Origin of the sequence: Pseudomonas zeae (assembly GCF_014268485.2) — a bacterium.
In the GTDB taxonomy this organism is placed as follows: domain Bacteria; phylum Pseudomonadota; class Gammaproteobacteria; order Pseudomonadales; family Pseudomonadaceae; genus Aquipseudomonas; species Aquipseudomonas neuropathica.
The window spans coordinates 3766780-3785475 of the sequence record NZ_CP077090.1 but is presented as its reverse complement, the minus strand read 5'-3'; the positions used below and the strand labels follow the sequence as shown (position 1 = coordinate 3785475).

Here is an 18696-nt window from a genome sequence, read left to right as displayed (position 1 = left end):
CTTGGGTTTTCGCCACCGGCTCGTGTCAGAGCAGACTCCACGACACCCCGACATACACACCCATCCCTTCACCCGGCGTCGATCGCGCCACATCCAGCCCTTTGTCGTCATACCCCGGCGTAACCGTTGCCGCGTAGTGTTTGTTGGTCAAATTGCGCATATCCACCCAACCCTGCCAGTCACCCTTCGGCGCGTTGTAGCCCAGCGTCGCGCCAAACAATGCGTAAGGATCGGCGTAGTAGCTGTTGGCGTAATCCACGGCAACTTTCGACACCAGTTGCGTGTTGACCGCGGCGAAGAAGCCCTGAGGCCAGTCGTAGCGCAACTCGCCCTGGTAGTAATGCATCGGCAAGCCGGGCAGGCGATTATCGCCAAAACGATCATCGTCGCGATAGTGGAAATCGCTGAAGGTATACGCCTGACGCAGGCGCAACTGGCGGCCATCGGCGGCAGACCAGAGTTGGCTGTTGAGACTCGCTTCAACGCCTTGGTGCACCGTGGGGCTGGCGTTCAACTCATAAGGTGTAACCGCGTTGGCATCCGGCAACACCGACAACAATTCATGCCGCACTTGCGCGTAATACCACGCCAGACTCCATTCGCCGACGGCGCTGTCACCCCGGCCGCCCAGTTCCAGTGTGGTCGCGGTCTGGTTCTGCAGTTTGATCGGGTCTTTCTGCGTGCCGGTCGCCGCGCCATTGCCGGCGGGGAAGCGCACGTTGGAGCTGTAGATCAGCGACCACGGATGCGGCGCTTCAACCGATCGGCTGAGGTTGCCGAATACTTGCAGATCCGGGGTGATCTGGTAACGCAGGCCGAGGCGTGGCGCGTAATCCCAGTCGTTCATGCTGGTTTTGCCGCCGCTCTGCGGATAGGTCACGGCACTTTCGCGGCGGGTGTAGATAGCGGCGAGGCCAGTGGTCAGCCAGAGGTCGTCGGCGATTTCCAGGTCGTTGCCAAAATGCAGAACGGTGTCGGAACCCTGATAGGTGAAATTGCGCATGCGCGTGCCGGGCACGTAGCTGACGGTGTTGCCGGTGGGAATGCGCACGAACTCGCTGGCGCCGTCGTTGGGCAGGTGTTTGGTCACGCGCAGGCCGACGTTGCTGCGGCTTTCCATGCCGAAAATCGTGTCGCGGCGCTTGTAGTCGAAGGTGCCGCTGACGTCGGTGTAGGCGACTTTCAAGCGATTCGGGCCTTCGCGCAGGTCCATCGGGTAATCGTGATAGACGAGGCCGGTCTGGATACTCGAGTCGTCGTCGATATAGAACGTAGTCTTGTTGCCGATGAACGTGCTGCCCGGCTGCTTGCGGCTGTCATCGCGTGCCACATAGGACGGATTGGCCGCGCGAGACGAGTGCTCGATGGAGTGCTTGGTCACGCGGCCGGCGAGGTCGTTGTCGGTCTCGCGGTAGCGGATATAGAAGCGGGTTTCCAGATTCGGGTTGAAGCGATAGCCGAAGTTGGCGATCACGCCTTTGCTCTCGCTGGCGGTGTGATCTTGATAGCCGTCGGCGTTGGAATCAGTCAGCGACACGTAGTAATCGAAATCGCCGAGCACTTGTCCGGAGCTGACCTGGCGCTGCTGATAGCCGTGGCTGCCGGTGGCGTAGCGCACTTGCAGTTTCGGCGCGTTGTAGCCGGTGTGGCTGACGTAATCGATGGCGCCGCCCAGTGCCAGCGAGCCGCGATCAAAGCCGTTGGCGCCGCGCAGCACTTCAACGTGATCGACCCACAGCGGTTCGAGCAATTCATACGGCGTGCCGCCCGGGCCAGTCAGAGGCAGGCCGTCGAGCATCGTGTACAGCCCCGACGCATGGGCGCCCGGCGCACGGTTGATGCCCGAGCCACGCACGGAAATCTTCACACCTTCGTTGCCCGCCGACTGCGCATAAACCCCTGGTTGATAGGCCAGCACATCCTGATTGCTCGCCACGCGGCCCTGCAACGGCTGACGCATGTCGACCACGTTGGTGCCGCCGGGGACCTGTTCAAGACGGGTTTTGGCCTCGTCAATGCTCGCGTCTGAGCCGCTTTGTTCGTCAGCCGAAATCAGTACTTGCCCCAGTTCCAGACCTTGAGTCTCGGCCATTGCCGGGCCGGCGAGAGCCAGACCGAGCAGGGCGGCGGGCAGGGATTTGGACGCGGGCATCGAGAAAACTCCAGGCAGACAAGGGCAGGGCAATGAACAGTGCGACGCAACAAAGAACGAAGGAAACACATGGCAATTTTGCTTTTTGCCCGGCAATGGCAAACAGCACGTCATGAACTAACCTCACGTGTCTGGTGTATCCCGTCAATCAACAGTCTGTTTCTGCATTTATTGGAGAGGGCCAAGGTCATGGCAAAAGGCAAAAAGAAGGCCGCCACAGCGCCTGAAAGTCTGAAGCTGAAAAACAAGGATTACCTCGACCAGTTGCGCAAACTGCATGTCGAACTGGTCAAGTTGCAGGACTGGGTGATCGCCAAGGGCGTCAAGGTCTGCATCGTTTTTGAAGGGCGCGATGGCGCCGGCAAAGGCGGCACGATCAAGGCGTTGACCGAGCGCGTCAGCACGCGTGTCTTTCGCGTGGTGGCGTTGCCGGCACCGACCGATCGCGAGAAAAGCCAGATGCATGTGCAGCGTTATCTGCCTTATCTACCGGCAGCGGGCGAAATAGTGATCTTCGATCGCAGCTGGTACAACCGCGCCGGTGTCGAGCGGGTGATGGGCTTCTGCACCGACGAGCAGGCTGACAAATTTCTCAAATCGATTCCCTTGGTTGAACACGCCATCGTCCAGTCCGGAGTGATCCTGCTCAAGTACTGGCTGGAAGTCAGCCCCGAAGAGCAGACCCGCCGGCTCGAAGCGCGAATCAACGATGGTCGCAAGACCTGGAAACTGACACCCATGGACTTGAAGTCCTACAGCCGCTGGTACGACTACTCACGGGCTCGGGATGAAATGTTTAAACACTCCGACACCGAACACGCGCCGTGGCTGGTGGCCGACTCCAACGACAAGCGCCGCGCACGGCTGAACATCATCACCGATGTGCTCAGCCGCATTCCGTATGAGGATGTGAAACGCGAGAAAATCGAGCTGCCCAAACGGCAGAAACCGGGCAAGTACCGGGATCCGGATTATCCATACCGGCGCGTGGCCGAGAAGTTCTGACAAACTGCCACAATCCCTGTAGGAGTGAGCCTGCTCGCGATAGCGGTGTGTCAGCCAACACATCCGCCACAGACGATCCGCCATCGCGAGCAGGCTCACTCCAGGGTTCGGTGGTGTATCCGAAGCAAACAGTCCATCCGTCGACTGCGCTGAACCACTGCGCTGACCTTTCTTTCTACCGGGGAAGTCCCTCACGAGATCATCCCCGATGTTCGATCAGCGCAAACAAGAAAAACTGGCGGCATGGCGAAAGCTGGCGACGCAATCGCAGATGCGTCTGGACCCGGAAGAGCAGTACGACGAACTGCTCAAGGCAGCCGATGAAATGGAGGAGCAGGGACTGATCACCAGCGCCGAGTGGCGGCAACTGGTGCGGGATGCGGGCAATGTGTTCATCGGGGATACGGGGCGATCAAACGGTTGAACCCGCCGCAAACGGCTACAGCGATGGATCCGCCCTGTAGCCGTTCAGGTCACTCGACCTGTCTTCGCTTTCAACTGTGCACCTCTGGAATCCTGCAGCAACCGCGCAAACGCTGCTTTGTCGATCGGCCGGCTCATGAAGTAACCCTGCACCTCATTGCATTGATCGACCCCGAGAATATCCAGCTGTTCTTCAGTTTCGACCCCTTCGGCAGTCACGGTCAGGCCCATGGCCTTGCCCAGGCCGATGATCGCCTGCACCACCGCGCGATCGTTAGTGCCGCTGCTGATCGAGGCGATAAAGCGCTTGTCGATCTTGATCCCGTCAAACGGGTAAGCGCGCAGGTAACCGAGCGATGAGTAACCGGTGCCGAAGTCGTCCATGTTCAGGCGCACACCCAATTCCTTCAGGGCATTCATGGTGGTCAGCGCGCAGTCGGTGTCGTTGAGCATCACGTTTTCGGTTATCTCCAGTTCCAGGCGACTGGCCGGGAAACGGGTCTGTACCAGCACTTCGCGAACATCCTCGACCACATCGCTGAGGGCAAACTGCGCCGGTGACAGATTGACCGACAGCAGGATGTCTTCCGGCCAGCCGAGCGCGGTTTCGCAGGCTTCGCGCAATACCCAGCGACCCAGCGGAACGATCAGATCGGTTTGCTCCGCCAACGGAATGAACAGGTCAGGGCCGAGCAGGCCTTTGGTCGGATGTTGCCAGCGCACCAGCGCTTCGACCGAAACGATGTGCTTGCCATCGATCTTGTAGCGCGGCTGATAGTGCAGGATGAATTCGTTGTGCTTGAGCGCATGGCGCAGGTCATCCTCAAGTTGTCGGCGGGTCTGGATCTGATCGCTCATGTGCGCTTCGAAATAGCACCAGGTGTTCTTGCCCTCGGATTTGGCCTGATACAGGGCAATGTCGGCGTAACGGATCAGGTCGCTGGGCACATAACTGTGGCGCCGGCTGAGCGCGATGCCGATGCTGGCGCCGATGTGCAGCGGATGCTGCTCGAAGACCACCGGTTGATGCAGGCTGGCGATCAGGCGGGTGCAGAACTTGTCGATTTCGTGATGACTGTCCATGCCATTAAGCACCACGATGAATTCATCGCCGCCCAGACGCGCGACGATGTCCAGTTCGCGAGTGCATTCACGCAGACGTACGGCGACTTCCTGCAGCACGGCATCACCGGCCGGGTGGCCGAGCGAATCGTTGATCGGTTTGAAGTTGTCGAGGTCGATCATCAGCAGCGACAGCGGCGGCGCGTGCTCCTTGAGCAGCAGCGCTTCATCCAGATAACGCGCGAGTTTGTTGCGATTGGGCAGGCCGGTGAGGGCGTCGTGCATCGACAGATGCTGGATCTGCGCATGTGCTGCCACTTCGTCGGTGATGTCGCTCGCGGTGCCGCGATAGCCGATGACCGCGTGCTTGTCGAAGATCGGCCGGGCGGAGAGCCGGCAGTGGCGTTGCTGGCCGGCGTGGTCACGGTAGGTGCAACGCAAGTCACTGGCGCTGTCTTGCTCGGTGAGATTCCTCAGCCACAGTTCCAGAGGCGTGGTGTCGCAAAGCAGAAGCTGACCGATGTCTTGCCCCAGCCAGAGGGTTTGCGGGTAACCGGTCACTGCGCTGAAGCGTGCCGAAAGGTAGGTCAGTGCCAGGGTGCGGTCGACTTCCCAGATCCAGTCCGACGCGGCTTCGGCCACCGCGCGAAAGCGTTCTTCGCTGGCTTCCAGTTCGCGGTTGGCGTTCTCCAGAGCGTGATTGGAAGTTTGCATGACAGCAAAACTCTGGTCGACGTACTGCGATGAGCGCAAGGCATGGCGAAAGAAGTACGCGGTCAGCAGCATTAGCACCACTATCGTCGCGCCGAGTGGTGGCAACAGTGACCACAATAACTGTTGCCCGGGCCGCTCCAGATCGGCGATCAGGCTGTAACCGGTGTTGTCCAGCGGTACTCGTGGGCGCTGCGGGTCGAGCGTCTCGTCCGGCGCCAGGGTCAGGTTGTTCAAGCCGTAACCGCTGCCGATCAGACGCAATTTGGTCGGCGTGAGTTTGTCGACGAACACCAGCACCGAAGTTTTCTGCGGGTCGCCGAGTGGTCGCTCATCGTTGGGAATAATCGCTGCCGCCGAGACCAGCGCCGGCCAGCCTTCGAACAGTGAATAGCGACTGACTGGCTTGGTCAGATCACCTTGGCCCAACGCTTGATCGAGTAACTCCGTGGCGCTCACCTGCACGAACGCGGACAACTCGGCAGCGACCATTTGCCCGCGCACCACCGCGTAGCGGGTGCCTTCACGATTGAGCACGAACACGCCGTCATAGCCGTCACTGGTGAACAGGGTTTTGCCGAGGTTCTGCTCGGTGTAGGCCCAGTCGGTGTCGACCTGACCGCTCAAATGCTCGTAGGCCGTGGTCCAGTAGGCGTAGCTGGTGATGTAGTTTTTCGAGGCGGTGATGCGGTTTTCCAGCGCGCGAGCGGAATAGAAGCGGGTTTTGTTGATCTCGTCGTTGTCGAGGCGTTCGGCAATGCCGAGCAAGGCCACGGCGGCGGCAATCACGCCACTGACAAACAGCGCACCGACCGCGAAGGCCAGGCGGCGGGTGACGGCGCTCTGGCGCGGTGGAAGCGGGGCTGCAAACCTGGAAAGGTCCATGTGCTCGTCCTTGATCCGCTGTCTTCTGAATCTAGAACCACGGCGCGGGCGCAATGTTCAGATTCTTCTGGGGGACTGCATTGAAAGCGTAGTGAAACCCGCGTGATTTGCCTCCCCAAGTGCAGCGCGCCGATCAGCGGCGATTCCCGAAAGGGCAAGACTTCCCGCGCAAAAACCGGATAATGGCGGCCATTCGTTTAGCCGTATTCTGGTAATCCCGCATGGAAATCAAGGTCAATTTTCTCGACAACCTTCGACTTGAAGCCAAGTTCGACGACTTCACGGTGATCGCCGATCAGCCCATTCGCTACAAAGGCGATGGCTCGGCGCCGGGGCCGTTCGACTACTTTCTGGCGTCGTCGGCGTTGTGTGCGGCGTACTTTGTGAAGTTGTACTGCGACACGCGCAACATCCCGACGGAAAACATTCGCCTGTCGCAGAACAACATCGTCGACCCGGAAAACCGCTACAACCAGATCTTCAAGATCCAGGTGGAATTACCGGCGGACATCTCCGAGAAGGATCGTTTGGGCATCCTGCGTTCCATCGACCGCTGCACGGTGAAGAAGGTTGTGCAGACTGGGCCGGAATTCATCATCGAAGAAGTCGACAACCTCGACGCCGATGCCCAGGCCTTGTTGATGCCGGTGGCCGGTTCGGACGCAGGCACCTTCATCGCCGGCAAGGACCTGCCGCTGGAGCAGACCATCGCCAACATGTCGGGCATCCTCGCCGACCTCGGCATGAAGATTGAAATCGCTTCGTGGCGCAACATCGTGCCCAACGTCTGGTCGCTGCACATTCGCGATGCGCATTCGCCAATGTGCTTCACCAACGGCAAGGGCGCGACCAAAGAAGGCGCACTGGCCTCGGCGCTGGGCGAGTTCATCGAGCGCCTGAACTGCAACTTCTTCTACAACGATCAGTTCTGGGGCGAAGAAATCGCCAACGCCGAGTTCGTGCATTACCCGGACGAGAAGTGGTTCAAGCCAGGGCCAAAGGACGAGTTGCCGAGCGAAATTCTCGACGAGTACACCCTGAAGATTTACAACCGTGACGGCGAATTGCGTGGCTCGAACCTGTTCGACACCAACTCCGGCAACACCCAGCGTGGCATCTGCTCGCTGCCGTTCGTGCGCCAGTCCGACAACGAAGTGGTGTACTTCCCGTCCAACCTGATCGAAAACCTTTACCTCAGCAACGGCATGAGCGCCGGCAATACCCTGGCCGAAGCGCAAGTGCAGTGCCTGTCGGAGATCTTCGAGCGCGCGGTCAAACGCGAAATCCTTGAAGGCGAAATGGCCCTGCCGGACGTGCCGCAAGAAGTGCTGGAGAAATACCCGAGCATCCTCGCCGGCATCAAAGGCCTGGAAGAGCAGGGCTTCCCGGTGCTGGTCAAGGATGCGTCGCTGGGCGGCGAATTCCCGGTGATGTGCGTGACCCTGATGAACCCGCGCACCGGCGGCGTGTTCGCCTCGTTCGGCGCGCACCCGAGCCTGGAAGTGGCGCTGGAACGCAGCCTCACCGAGCTGTTGCAGGGCCGCAGTTTCGAAGGCCTCAATGACTTGCCGCAACCGACCTTCTCCGGCCAGGCTGTCACTGAACCGAACAACTTTGTCGAGCACTTCATCGATTCCAGCGGTGTGGTGTCGTGGCGCTTCTTCAGTGCCAAACCGGACTTCGAATTCGTCGAGTGGGACTTCTCCGGCCAAGGCGAAAACTCCAACGCCGAAGAGGCTGCAACGCTGTTTGGCATCCTCGAAGACATGGGCAAAGAAGTCTATATGGCGGTCTACGAGCACATCGGCGCCAAGGCCTGTCGCATCCTGGTGCCAGACTACTCGGAGATCTACCCGGTCGAAGACCTGATCTGGGACAACACCAACAAAGCCCTGCAATTCCGCGCCGACATCCTCAACCTGCACACCCTGAGCAAGGTCGGTCTGCGCAACCTCGCCCAGGGCCTGGAAAACAGCGAGCAGGACGATTACACCGAGATCACCACACTGATCGGCGTCGAGTTCGACGACAACACGCCGTGGGGCAAGCTGACCATTCTGGAACTGCGCCTGCTGATCTGCCTCGCGCTGCAGAAGTACGAGCAGGCCAAGGATCTGGTTGAAGCTTTCCTGCAATACAACGACAACACCGTTGAGCGCGGCTTGTTCTATCAAGCGGTCAACGTGGTGTTGGAGATGGAGTTGGACGAGGATCTGCAACTGGAAGACTACGAAGCCAACTTCCGCCGCATGTTCGGTGACGAGCGTATGGATGCAGCGATTGGCTCGGTCAACGGCAGCGTGCGCTTCCATGGCCTGACGCCGACGAGCATGAAGCTGGAAGGACTGGATCGGCATTTGCGCTTGATCGAGAGCTATAAAAAGCTGCATACGGCGCGGGCGAATGTGACGGCTTCTTCGCACTGACTACATTATTTCCGCTGACCAGAAAAGCCAGGCAGTTGCCTGGCTTTTCTTTACGCGCGATGTTTTGCCTACTCAGCAAAACTGCGTTGATGCAACGTCAACGAGAGTAAGGCTATCTGGAGATTTTTCGTCGATTGACGATGAAAACGCTTTTTAGCAACTGCGCAAGAAGTTGCGCAGTTGTTTCCAGAAAACATTCCTGAAAATCGCTACAGGCCACGCCGTTCAGGGCGTGCAGCCAAGTGCGCAACTTCTTGCGCAGTACTGCGCAAGAAGTTGCGCACTTACGACGACTCTTCCTGGCTGCAATAGCTACTTTTGTTGAAGTTGTTTACACAAGTTGTTGATGAACAATGGCAATGTAATGACTGGCATGAAAGTTGATATATCCAAATTCGCACGGACAGGTAATGGTGCCTGTCGCTTGTGTCTTTTGAGCAAGGAGAGCATTCCATGGCAACCCCCGCGTACATGTCCGTCACTGGCGAAAAACAAGGCCTGATCACTGCCGGCGCATTTACTGCCGATTCCGTTGGCAACACCTTTCAAGAAGGCCACCAAGACCAGGTGATGGTTCAGGCGTTCACCCACGACGTGATCATCCCGCGTGACCCGCAATCCGGTCAGCCAACCGGTCAGCGCGTGCACAAGCCTGTGGTGATCACCAAGGTCTACGACAAGGCTTCGCCGCTGCTGCAAGCGGCGCTGACCTCCGGCGAGCGCATGAGCGAAATCGTTATCCAGTGGTACCGCACTTCGGCGCAAGGCACCCAAGAGCATTACTACACCACCAAACTGGAAGACGCGATCATCGTCGCCATCAACAACAAAATGCACAACTGCCAGGATCCAGGCAACGCGCACTTCACCCACCTGGAAGAAGTGCAGTTCACCTACCGCAAAATCACCTGGACCCACGAAGTCTCCGGTACTTCGGGTTCCGATGACTGGCGTGCTCCAGTCGTTTAATCGCGGCTGATAGTGATACCGACTCGACCAGTCTGACTGGTCGAGTTCACTGTTCGATCAAGCAATTCTTCGCCTCAGGCTCTTGCACCCTGAGGCGTGTTGCAGCACTGCGCGAGGGACAAGGGAATGTTCTCACCGGCCAACCAGCCTCATTTCAATCTGACCGTTGATGGTGTCGACAGCGACTTTCAGGTGCTGTCGTTCACCGGTCGTGAGGCCCTTAACACGCCGTTCGAATTCGAGCTGGAACTGGTCAGTGAAAAGGCCTCGATCAACCTCGAAAGCGTGCTGCACAAACTGGCGTTTCTTCAGCTGTCGCCAACCGGCACTGGCATTCACGGGCTGGTCTACAGCATTGCCCAAGGCGAGGCGGGCAAGCGCCTGACCCGCTACAAGATTTACCTGCGCCCGCAACTGGCCTACCTCGCGCATCGAGTCAACCAGCGCATCTTCCAGCAGATGACCGTGCAACAGATCATCAGCCAGGTCCTGGAAGAGCACGGCATTCTCGCCAGCGATTACCACTTCCAGCTCAGCGCGATTTATCCCGAACGCATTTACTGCGTGCAGTACGACGAGTCGGACCTGGATTTCATCCAGCGCCTGTGCGAGGAGGAGGGGATTCACTACCACTTCCAGCACACGTCCAGCGGCCACAAGCTGACCTTCGGCGATGACCAAACGGTGTTCCCGAAACTCGCGCCAGTGGCCTATCAGCAGGACTCCGGACTGGTTGCCGACAAACCGGTGGTCAAGCGTTTCGGCCTGCGCTTGGCCACGCGCACCAGTCGCACCACGCGCCGTGATTACGACTTCGTCAAACCGAAAATCGAGCTGGAAAGCGACGCCAAAAGCAGCGCGCAACCGGACCTCGAAGACTACGATTACCCGGGCCGTTTCGTTGACCGCGAGCGGGGTAAACACCTGGCCAATCGCGCGCTGGAACGCCATCGCAGCGACTACCGTCTGGCCGAGGGTAATAGCGATCAGCCGATTCTGGTCAGCGGACATTTCCTCGCCCTCACCGACCACGCCAACCCGACGTGGAATGACCTCTGGCTGCTCACCGAAATCTTCCACGAAGGCAAACAGCCGCAGGTGCTCGAAGAGTCGGTGACCAGCGACACCACCGACCTCAAGGACGATTTCCACCAGGGCTACCGCAACCGCTTCAGTGCGATCCCGTGGGACGTGCCATACCGTCCGCCGCTCGATCACCCGAAACCGAAAGTCCTCGGCACCCAGAGCGCGGTGGTCTGCGGCCCGGAAGGCGAAGAGATCTACTGCGACCAGTACGGCCGCGTGAAGGTGCAGTTCTTCTGGGACCGCGAAGGCAAGCACGACGACATGACCAGTTGCTGGATGCGGGTGGCATCGAGCTGGGCGGCGGAAACCTTTGGTTCGATCAATATTCCGCGGGTTGGCATGGAGGTGTTGATCACCTTCCTCGAGGGCGATCCCGATCAGCCGCTGATCACCGGTTGCCTGTACCACGGCGCGAATCTGCCGCCGTACAAGCTGCCGGATTTCAAGACCCTGGCCACGGTCAAGAGCAAGGAATACAAGGGCAGCCGCGCCAACGAACTGCGCATCGACGACACCACCAGCGAGATCAGCATCGCGCTGCGCAGCGACCACGGCGCGAGTGCGATCAACCTCGGTTATCTGACTCATCCGCGCCCGAGCGGCGGTCAACCGCGCGGCGAAGGTTTTGAGTTGAGAACCGACCGCCACGGCGCAGTACGTGCCGGGGCCGGTCTGTTGATCACCACCGAGCCACGGCCGAACGAATCCAAGCACCACAAGGATCTGCCGGAAACTGCCGAGCGCCTCGCCACGGCCAGCGATCAGCAAGACGGTTTTGCGGTGCAGGCCAAAGAGCTTCAGGCTCAGGAGGCGGGCGATCAGGACGACGTCGCCAAAGCGCTGCACGCCCAGCACCAAGGCGTGCTCGGCAGCGGTCCAGCCAACCTCACCGCCAACGAATTTCCCGAGTTCACCGAGCCGCATCTGGTCCTCGCCAGCCCGGCCGGCATCGCCCTGACCACGCCGCGCTCAACCCACATCGCCACCGGCGAACACTTGGCCCTGAGCAGCACCGGCCACACCAGCCTGTCGATCGGCAAACGCCTGCTGGCCAGCGCCAGTCGGGGCATGCGCCTGTTCGTGCAAAGCATGGGCTGGCGCTTGGTCGCGGCCTCCGGCGACATCGATGTGCGCGCACTGAAGGACAGCATCAACCTGCTGGCCAAACTCAACATCACTGCCAATGCCGACCGCATCACCATCACCGCGAAAACCGAACTGGTGATCCAGGGCGGCGGCAGCGCCACCACCTACAACGCCGGCGGCATCACCCACGCCACCAGCGGCCCGTACACCGCGCACGCGGCGAACTTCGCCTACACCGGCGCGAAATCTTTGGCGGGGGTATTCCCGGAACCGCCGAAACCGGGCAAGGGCAACCTGGAATTGTTCAACCAGTACGCCGGGCGTCAGGGCATCAAGGAAGGCGATTACGAAGTCATCGATGCCCTGGGCAAAAGCATCAAGGGCAAGCTCGATGGCAAAGGTTTCGCCAGCGTCACCGGCGCCGCACCGGGGCCGGCGCAAGTGCTGTTCGGCAAGGATCCGGCGGATACGTGGAGCGATGGCAGTTACATCGGCAAACCTGAGTGGCCGTTGAATCCGCCGGGGGCTGAAGAGGTGCCGAGCCAAGTGCAGGCGATGGTCGCGCAGGTCTTGCCGAGCAAGAGTTGGGACATGTTGGAGAAGGGCAAGGACATGGCGCAAACAGGGATGAGTGCGATGCAGACGGCGCAAGGTGCGATGCAAACAGCGCAGCAGGTTAAGGGTGTTGTGCAGGGTGGCGCGGCTGGATTGCCGAAATTGGCGAGTGCGGCGTTGCCGAGTGCGTCGAGCATCCTCGGCGCCGCGAGCAAGAACGGCAAGTTGCCGAGTTTGCCTGCCGTTTCGTTGCCCAAAAACGCGATTCAAACGCCCGGCCTGAGTCCGGCCTCAAGCTTGCTGCCAGATGAGTTCATGTCATGACTACTCCGACTCCTGCGCCCGATAAAAAACGTGAACCCCAGGTTGCTGTCGTTCCGCTCAACACCATCGATATTCAAGACGTCGGTCGCGGCGCCGCCAAATTCGATGCCTGGCTGCAGTCGATCAGTGGCGGGGTTGTCACGCTCGACCGTGTGAAGAACGTTGCCGGCGCCTTGCCGGTGGTGGGTAACATCATGGCGCTGGTCGACGCCCTTGGCGACATCGTGACCCTGGCCAAAAGCAAGCAGCGCCAAGTGCTGGACTGGGTCAGCCTGGGGATCAACCTGATTGGCGTACTGCCGGCCCCTCCAACCATGGCATCGGCACGCATGACGCTGCGTCCGACATTGGGCCTGGTGCGCCAGGAACTGCGTAACAGCGCGAAGATGCTTCTGGGTGATTCGCTGATCGAAGTGTTGATCGGGCATTTGAACGCGACCATTGTCGGCACGATCGATGACTTCGTAAAACAGGCGCAGCCCAAACTCGCTGGCATTCTCGACGACGCTGGCAAACTGGGCCAGAGCGCGGTGAACGAGATTGCCAAGGGGCTGGAAACCGTCGTCAATGGCAAACTCGATGCCAAGGGCGACCTCAACGCTGCGGGTTCAAAGATCACGGCGGCGCGCAGCCAGTTACTGCATGACCCCAAAGCGGCCATCGGCAACATCTTTGGTGCAGCGTTCAGTGCCTACAAGGCCGCCGGCAAAGGCGTAGCCAACAGCGCAGCGAAAAACCTGCTGCCGGAAAAAGCCAAGGCATTGGTGCTCAGCAATACGTCCATGCTGCGGACTTTGGGCGTAGAGCTGCGAACACAGCTGAAGAAGCTCAGCGATCCGGGTGTTCAACACTCCATCGGCTGGCTGTTGCAGATGCTCGGTGGCGCCGTGGTCACCTGGCGTAAGCGCAAGGCGCATGGTCAGAGTACGAACGTCAAACCCGGCGGCACCACCCAGGCCAAGCGCAAGGCCGGGGAAGGTCAGCTTGAGATGCAGTCCAAGCAAGCCGGGGCGAAAGCCGACCCTAATTGCAGAAAAAACGTGGTGTGCCCGATTACCGCGCACAGCATCAGTTTCTCGATGGGCTCGGAGACTTTCCGTCACACTGATTTCAGCCTGCCGGGCCCGTTCCCGATCAACTGGACGCGCACGTATTACTCGCGCCTGGAGGCCTATGACAAAGGGGACATGGGCGCTCGCTGGATTACCGAATTCACCACCCGTTTCGATCGCGTCGATGACGGCCTGGTGTTTCACGCGGCAGATGGACGTAGCCACAATTACCCACTGCCCAAAGTCGGTGAGGCCCATTACGACCCGGTTGAAAGCCTGACGCTGGTGCGGGTCGACGAAAACCGGCTGGTGCTGTGCAGCGGTATCGAGCGCAAGGAAACCTACGTGCGCCGCGGTCAGCGTTACGTGCTGATCGGTATCGTCCTGCGCAGCGGTGCCGGGGTCATGCTTCACTACGAACACCGTCATGACGACGAGGCGGTGTTGTCGGATCTGATTACCTACGAAGGCGATATCAGCAACGTCCACTTGCAGCTCGGCACCCTGCTCGACGCGCAAGGGCACCTGATCGGTCTCTGGGAAATTCGCGACGGTGCACCCAAGCGTCAATTGTGTGCCTATCGCTACGACGCCAGCGGTGATCTGATCCAGGCCCAGGATGAAAACGGCGCGGCCTGGAATTATCAATACCAGCACCATCTGGTCACGCGTTACACCGATCGCACCGGGCGCGGGATGAACCTGCAATGGCAAGGTCAGGGTGCTGATGCCAAAGCCGTCCGCGAATGGGCGGATGACGGCAGTTTCGATACCCGGCTGGAATGGGACGAAAACATCCGCCTGACGTATGTCACCGATGCCCATGGCAACGAGACCTGGCACTACTACGACATCCTTGGCTACACCTATCGCATTCGACACCCGGATGAACGCTCGGAATGGCTGTTTCGCGATGAGGCGAAAAACGTCGTGCGCCATGTGCACACCGACGGCAGCATCGACCGCTTCAGCTATGACGAACGGGGCAATGTGCTTGAGCATATTCGTGCCGACGACACCGTCGTGCATTTTGCGTATGACGATCAAGATCAGTTGATCAAGATCAGCGACGCCGAAGGCGGGCTCTGGCTGCGCGACTATGATGCTCACGGCAATCTGGAGAAAGCCATTGACCCATTGGGCAACCAGACCGAATACGCCTACACCTCGGCAGGCCTGCTCAAAGCGATCAAGGACGCCAACGGCGCCGAGAAGAAACTTGAATACAACGATGCCGGTCAACTGACGAAATATACCGACTGCTCCGGCAAGGCCAGTACCTGGGAGTACAACAGTCTTGGGCAGTTGATTTGCTTCACCGACGCGGCCGGGCAAAGCACCGAGTACCAATACCGTGCCGGCCAGCGGGTGCTGATCAGGCATCCGGATAAAACCGAAGAACGTTTCACTTACGATGCTGAAGGTCGTTTGCTGGCGCATGTCGACGGGCTGGACCGCTGCACCTCCTGGCGTTACACGGCTGCGGGGCTGGTGGCCGAGCGAGTGGATGCCACGGAGCAGACGTTGCGCTATCGCTGGGACCGACTGGGGCGGCTGACCGCCCTGGAAAACGAGAACCAGCAGCGGGTGCAGTTCGAGTACGATCCGGTAGGGCGCTTGCTCCATGAAACCGGCTTCGATGGGCGCAGCAAACACTATCGCTATGACACCGAGACCGGGCGATTGGCCTCCATTCGCGACGGCGAGCGCCTCACCGAACTCCAGTTCGACCCGATGAACCGGATGATCAGCCGTTTGGCGACGCTGGGCAGCGAGTCGCAAGCGGAAACCTTCGCCTACGATGGTAACGGCAACCTGGTGCTGGCCAGTAACGATCAGAGCCGCTTGCAGTGGTTCCATGACCCGGCTGGCAACCTGCTGCGCGAACATCAGCATTTTCTGGGGTTGGAAAAACCCTCGGTCGCGATCTGGCGACATGAATACGATGCGCTCAATCAGCGAGTGGCCACGCTGCGTCCGGACGGTCATCGGGTCAGTTGGCTGACTTACGGCAGCGGTCATCTGTTGGGCATGCGCCTCGATGAACATGACCTTATCGGTTTCGAGCGCGACGACCTGCATCGTGAAGTTGCGCGGCATCAGGGCAATCATCTGTTGCAAACCCAGCAGTGGGACCCCGCCGGACGTTTGCAGGAGCAACTGCTGGGGCGCGCCGACGATAAGCGCACTGTCCTCAAACGCGAGTATCAGTACGATGCGGCAGGTCAGTTGCGCGGTATTGACGATACTCGCCGAGGGACGTTGGCTTATCAATACGACCCGGTCGGTCGTCTGCTTCAGGCGAGCAGTCGCCTGGGTGTGGAAACCTTTGCCTTCGACCCGGCTGGCAATCTGCTCGACGATACGGCCCGGCAAACCCGACGCCCGCTGGATCAGGACCCGACCCGCAGCAAGCTTCTGGATAACCTGCTGCGCGAGTACGCCGGCACTCATTATGAGTATGACGAGCGGGGCAACCTGATCCAGCGCTGGCATAACGGCAGTTACAGCCGGCTGCGCTGGGATCTGTTCGACCGTCTGGTGCATTTTGACGACGCCCGTCTGGAGGTCGATTACGCCTACGATGCGCTGGGCCGCAGGGTTTACAAACACTCCCGTGCGCACTTTAAACAGCACCCTGAAGCCGGCTCTCAATGGAACCATCACGAATACGCACGCAAGCAGCGCGAGTCGGGTTGCGGCTTCACGTTATATGGTTGGGACGGTGACGTTCTAGCCTGGGAAAGTAGCCTGGCACAGGTGGATGGTGACTATGGTCGTACCGTGCATTACGTGTACGAGCCTGGCACCTTTGTGCCTGTCGCTCAGGCACTGCGGCATCAGGCAATCAAACTGTCGGAGCAGCCCGACTACAGCGACGAATATCGACTGGACGATGATCCGTTGTGGAGCCACGCACCCAAGGCCCAACCGATCGATGAGTTGAGCTGGTATCAGTGCGATCACTTGGGCACGCCACAGGAACTGACTGACCAGCGAGGTGAAATCGTCTGGAGTGCGCAATACAAGGCGTGGGGCCAAGTTCAGGAACAGCGTTCAGATCGGGCCAGGCAACAAGGGCTGACGAATCCACTGCGTTTTCAGGGGCAGTACCATGACCATGAGACGGGCCTGCATTACAACCGCTACAGGTACTACGATCCGCAGGTCGGTCGTTTCATCAGCAAAGACCCGATCAGCTATGCCGGTGGCTTGAATCTTTATGTCTATGCACCAAACCCGACGGGCTGGATCGATCCGCTGGGCCTGGAAACCTGTGATCCACGGCAGCAACTGGCTGACCGCAGGAAAGCCTTGGGTCTACCCGTCGCAGGTTCTGCCAATGACACATCGACATTGTCTTTATTGAGGGTCAATGGTCAGAGTTTCGAGGGTATAAACTCAGGTGATCAGAATCCCAAGACGGCGATTACCCTCGATCGGGTAAATGCGCAAACCAAAACCCACGCGGAGGCTGAAGCGGTGCAACATGCCGTGAATGCGGGCATGGCAGGTAAAGCCGAAAGTGCCGAAATGTGGGTCGACCGCGATCCGTGCAAGGCTTGTGGGTTGCCGGGCGCAGGGGGTATTCGTTCACTGGCTCGAAATCTGGGATGTAATATTACCGTGCATTCACCCAGTGGCAGCCGAACTTACACACCAACGAAGTAGTGATCATGAAGCTGGAAAAAATCATAGAAGACGAAGCAAAGGGCGAGACTTTCAAAGAGCGAGAGCACTTGAGTCCCGACCGCGCAAAGGTACTCGAAACTCTGGATCGACTGGATGGAAAGGCGTGCAGTTCGACACTGTTTTTGCTCGATGACGATAACTACATGAGCGTGGGCGGGGGGAACGACCATCGCTATGTTGTGTTTATCGCGGTCAACGTCGACGAGAAGCTGTACACACTGACCACTCCTGATGCATCAAGCGATGAGACGGTTGATGTCGTCGTCGGTGGGCAGTCCGGGAGTTACCCGAAAAACCAGGTTGTCGGCAAAGAAAGTGCCCGGAAAGCGTTGCTGTATTTTTGCGAACACGGCAAAGCGGACCCGGGATTGGCGTGGGAGATTGAAGAATGAGGGGGCGCGAAGGTCAGACCGTCGGGCCTGATTGAACGGCAAAGGAGTGATGCTGTGAAAGACGCGATTCGCTTGGGTGACTCCACCACGCATGGTGGCACGGTCCTTGAGGCATTCTCTCAAACCGATCTCAATGGCAAGCCCATTGCCGGTGTCGGACACAAGGTAAGCTGCCCTCTGTGCAAAGGGATTTTCCCCATCGCCGAGGGCAGTAGCACTTACACCGTTGATGGCACGCCTGTGGCGTTGGACGGCATGAAAACCGCTTGTGGCGCCGCCCTGATTGCCAGTGGCCCCAAAGGGGCTGTGGTCAGTTGAACAGTCGCCAGGGCCTGCCGGTAACGGTTTGACAAGCCAGGCAGGCTCGTCAGGTTTATCGCCCGTGCGCCGCATCCGCCAGTTGCCCGGTATCCACTCGCACAAACACCGAATCGCCCACCGCCGTCAGCACTTCACCGGCAAACACCTCACAAATCACTCGCGTCTTGCGCCCGACGTCACCCTCGACTTTCGCGCGCAGAGTCAGCGTCACGCCCATCGGTGTCGGCTTGATGAATTTGATGCCGAGGTTACCGGTGACGCAGTCGATGCGTGGCAGGCTGCCGGGTTCGCGGTGTTCGGCGCGGTAGTGGTAGGCCATGGCCGTCCAGTTGGAATGGCAGTCGACCAGCATCGCGAGCAGGCCGCCGTAGACCAGGTCCGGCCAGCCGCAGTACTTGGCGTCGGGCAGGTGTTCGGCGATCACGTGAACGCCGTCTTCGTGCCAGCGGCTTTTGACGTGCAGACCGTGCGGGTTACGGCCACCGCAGCCGTAGCAGACGCCTTCAGGTGCGGCGAGGTCTTGCAAAGGGGTAACGAGGCTGGACATGGTTTTT

The 18696-nt window shown here is 59.4% G+C and carries 11 protein-coding genes; 8 read left to right on the top strand and 3 right to left on the bottom strand.

Annotated features, from left to right (window positions below):
* Positions 1–25 precede the first annotated feature (25 nt).
* Positions 26–2152, bottom strand: coding sequence for a TonB-dependent receptor family protein (locus HU754_RS16550; RefSeq protein ID WP_186624331.1), 2127 nt, complete (start codon positions 2150–2152; stop codon positions 26–28).
* Positions 2153–2341: 189 nt separating this feature from the next.
* Here HU754_RS16550 and ppk2 point away from each other — a divergent pair, with 189 nt between their 5' ends.
* Both ppk2 and HU754_RS16540 read left to right on the top strand, forming a co-directional pair.
* A complete protein-coding gene (ppk2, locus tag HU754_RS16545) occupies positions 2342–3157 on the top strand; it encodes a polyphosphate kinase 2 (protein ID WP_186624330.1) in 816 nt (271 codons plus the stop codon).
* Positions 3158–3365: 208 nt separating this feature from the next.
* Complete coding sequence (locus HU754_RS16540) at positions 3366–3581, top strand: hypothetical protein (RefSeq protein ID WP_093433233.1); 216 nt, start codon at positions 3366–3368, stop codon at positions 3579–3581.
* A gap of 44 nt (positions 3582–3625) precedes the next feature.
* On the opposite strand, the gene HU754_RS16535 is transcribed toward HU754_RS16540, so the two are convergent.
* Positions 3626–6238, bottom strand: a complete 2613-nt coding sequence (locus tag HU754_RS16535) for a bifunctional diguanylate cyclase/phosphodiesterase (RefSeq protein WP_186624329.1) — start codon at positions 6236–6238, stop codon at positions 3626–3628.
* A gap of 221 nt (positions 6239–6459) precedes the next feature.
* On the opposite strand from HU754_RS16535, the gene HU754_RS16530 reads away from it, so the two are divergent.
* From HU754_RS16530 to HU754_RS16505, 6 genes are all read left to right on the top strand, one after another.
* Positions 6460–8664 (top strand): OsmC domain/YcaO domain-containing protein, encoded by a 2205-nt coding sequence (locus HU754_RS16530; RefSeq protein ID WP_186624328.1) that lies wholly within the window; start codon positions 6460–6462, stop codon positions 8662–8664.
* 453 nt (positions 8665–9117) lie between these two features.
* Complete coding sequence (locus tag HU754_RS16525) at positions 9118–9633, top strand: Hcp family type VI secretion system effector (protein WP_186624327.1); 516 nt, start codon at positions 9118–9120, stop codon at positions 9631–9633.
* A 126-nt stretch (positions 9634–9759) separates the two neighbouring features.
* Positions 9760–12684, top strand: a complete 2925-nt coding sequence (locus HU754_RS16520) for a type VI secretion system Vgr family protein (protein WP_186624326.1) — start codon at positions 9760–9762, stop codon at positions 12682–12684.
* Positions 12681–17408, top strand: a complete 4728-nt coding sequence (locus HU754_RS16515) for an RHS repeat-associated core domain-containing protein (RefSeq protein ID WP_186624325.1) — start codon at positions 12681–12683, stop codon at positions 17406–17408. Before HU754_RS16520 ends, HU754_RS16515 begins: the two co-directional genes overlap by 4 nt.
* 5 nt (positions 17409–17413) lie before the next feature.
* The gene (locus HU754_RS16510) at positions 17414–17821 is read left to right on the top strand and encodes an Imm1 family immunity protein (protein WP_093433218.1); all 408 of its coding nucleotides are present in this window, start codon (positions 17414–17416) and stop codon (positions 17819–17821) included.
* A 54-nt stretch (positions 17822–17875) separates the two neighbouring features.
* Entirely contained in the window at positions 17876–18139 is a 264-nt protein-coding gene (locus HU754_RS16505; protein ID WP_093433215.1) for a PAAR domain-containing protein, read from the top strand.
* A 55-nt stretch (positions 18140–18194) separates the two neighbouring features.
* Here HU754_RS16505 and HU754_RS16500 read toward each other — a convergent pair whose 3' ends face one another.
* The gene (locus tag HU754_RS16500; protein WP_093433212.1) at positions 18195–18689 is read right to left on the bottom strand and encodes a PaaI family thioesterase; all 495 of its coding nucleotides are present in this window, start codon (positions 18687–18689) and stop codon (positions 18195–18197) included.
* Between the last annotated feature and the right edge of the window lie 7 nt (positions 18690–18696).

Coding starts and splice junctions, on each gene's coding strand:
- HU754_RS16550 (WP_186624331.1), bottom strand. CDS start 2,152: ATGCCCGCGTCCAAATCCCTGCCCGCCGCCCTGCTCGGTCTGGCTCTC.
- ppk2 (WP_186624330.1), top strand. CDS start 2,342: ATGGCAAAAGGCAAAAAGAAGGCCGCCACAGCGCCTGAAAGTCTGAAG.
- HU754_RS16540 (WP_093433233.1), top strand. CDS start 3,366: ATGTTCGATCAGCGCAAACAAGAAAAACTGGCGGCATGGCGAAAGCTG.
- HU754_RS16535 (WP_186624329.1), bottom strand. CDS start 6,238: ATGGACCTTTCCAGGTTTGCAGCCCCGCTTCCACCGCGCCAGAGCGCC.
- HU754_RS16530 (WP_186624328.1), top strand. CDS start 6,460: ATGGAAATCAAGGTCAATTTTCTCGACAACCTTCGACTTGAAGCCAAG.
- HU754_RS16525 (WP_186624327.1), top strand. CDS start 9,118: ATGGCAACCCCCGCGTACATGTCCGTCACTGGCGAAAAACAAGGCCTG.
- HU754_RS16520 (WP_186624326.1), top strand. CDS start 9,760: ATGTTCTCACCGGCCAACCAGCCTCATTTCAATCTGACCGTTGATGGT.
- HU754_RS16515 (WP_186624325.1), top strand. CDS start 12,681: ATGACTACTCCGACTCCTGCGCCCGATAAAAAACGTGAACCCCAGGTT.
- HU754_RS16510 (WP_093433218.1), top strand. CDS start 17,414: ATGAAGCTGGAAAAAATCATAGAAGACGAAGCAAAGGGCGAGACTTTC.
- HU754_RS16500 (WP_093433212.1), bottom strand. CDS start 18,689: ATGTCCAGCCTCGTTACCCCTTTGCAAGACCTCGCCGCACCTGAAGGC.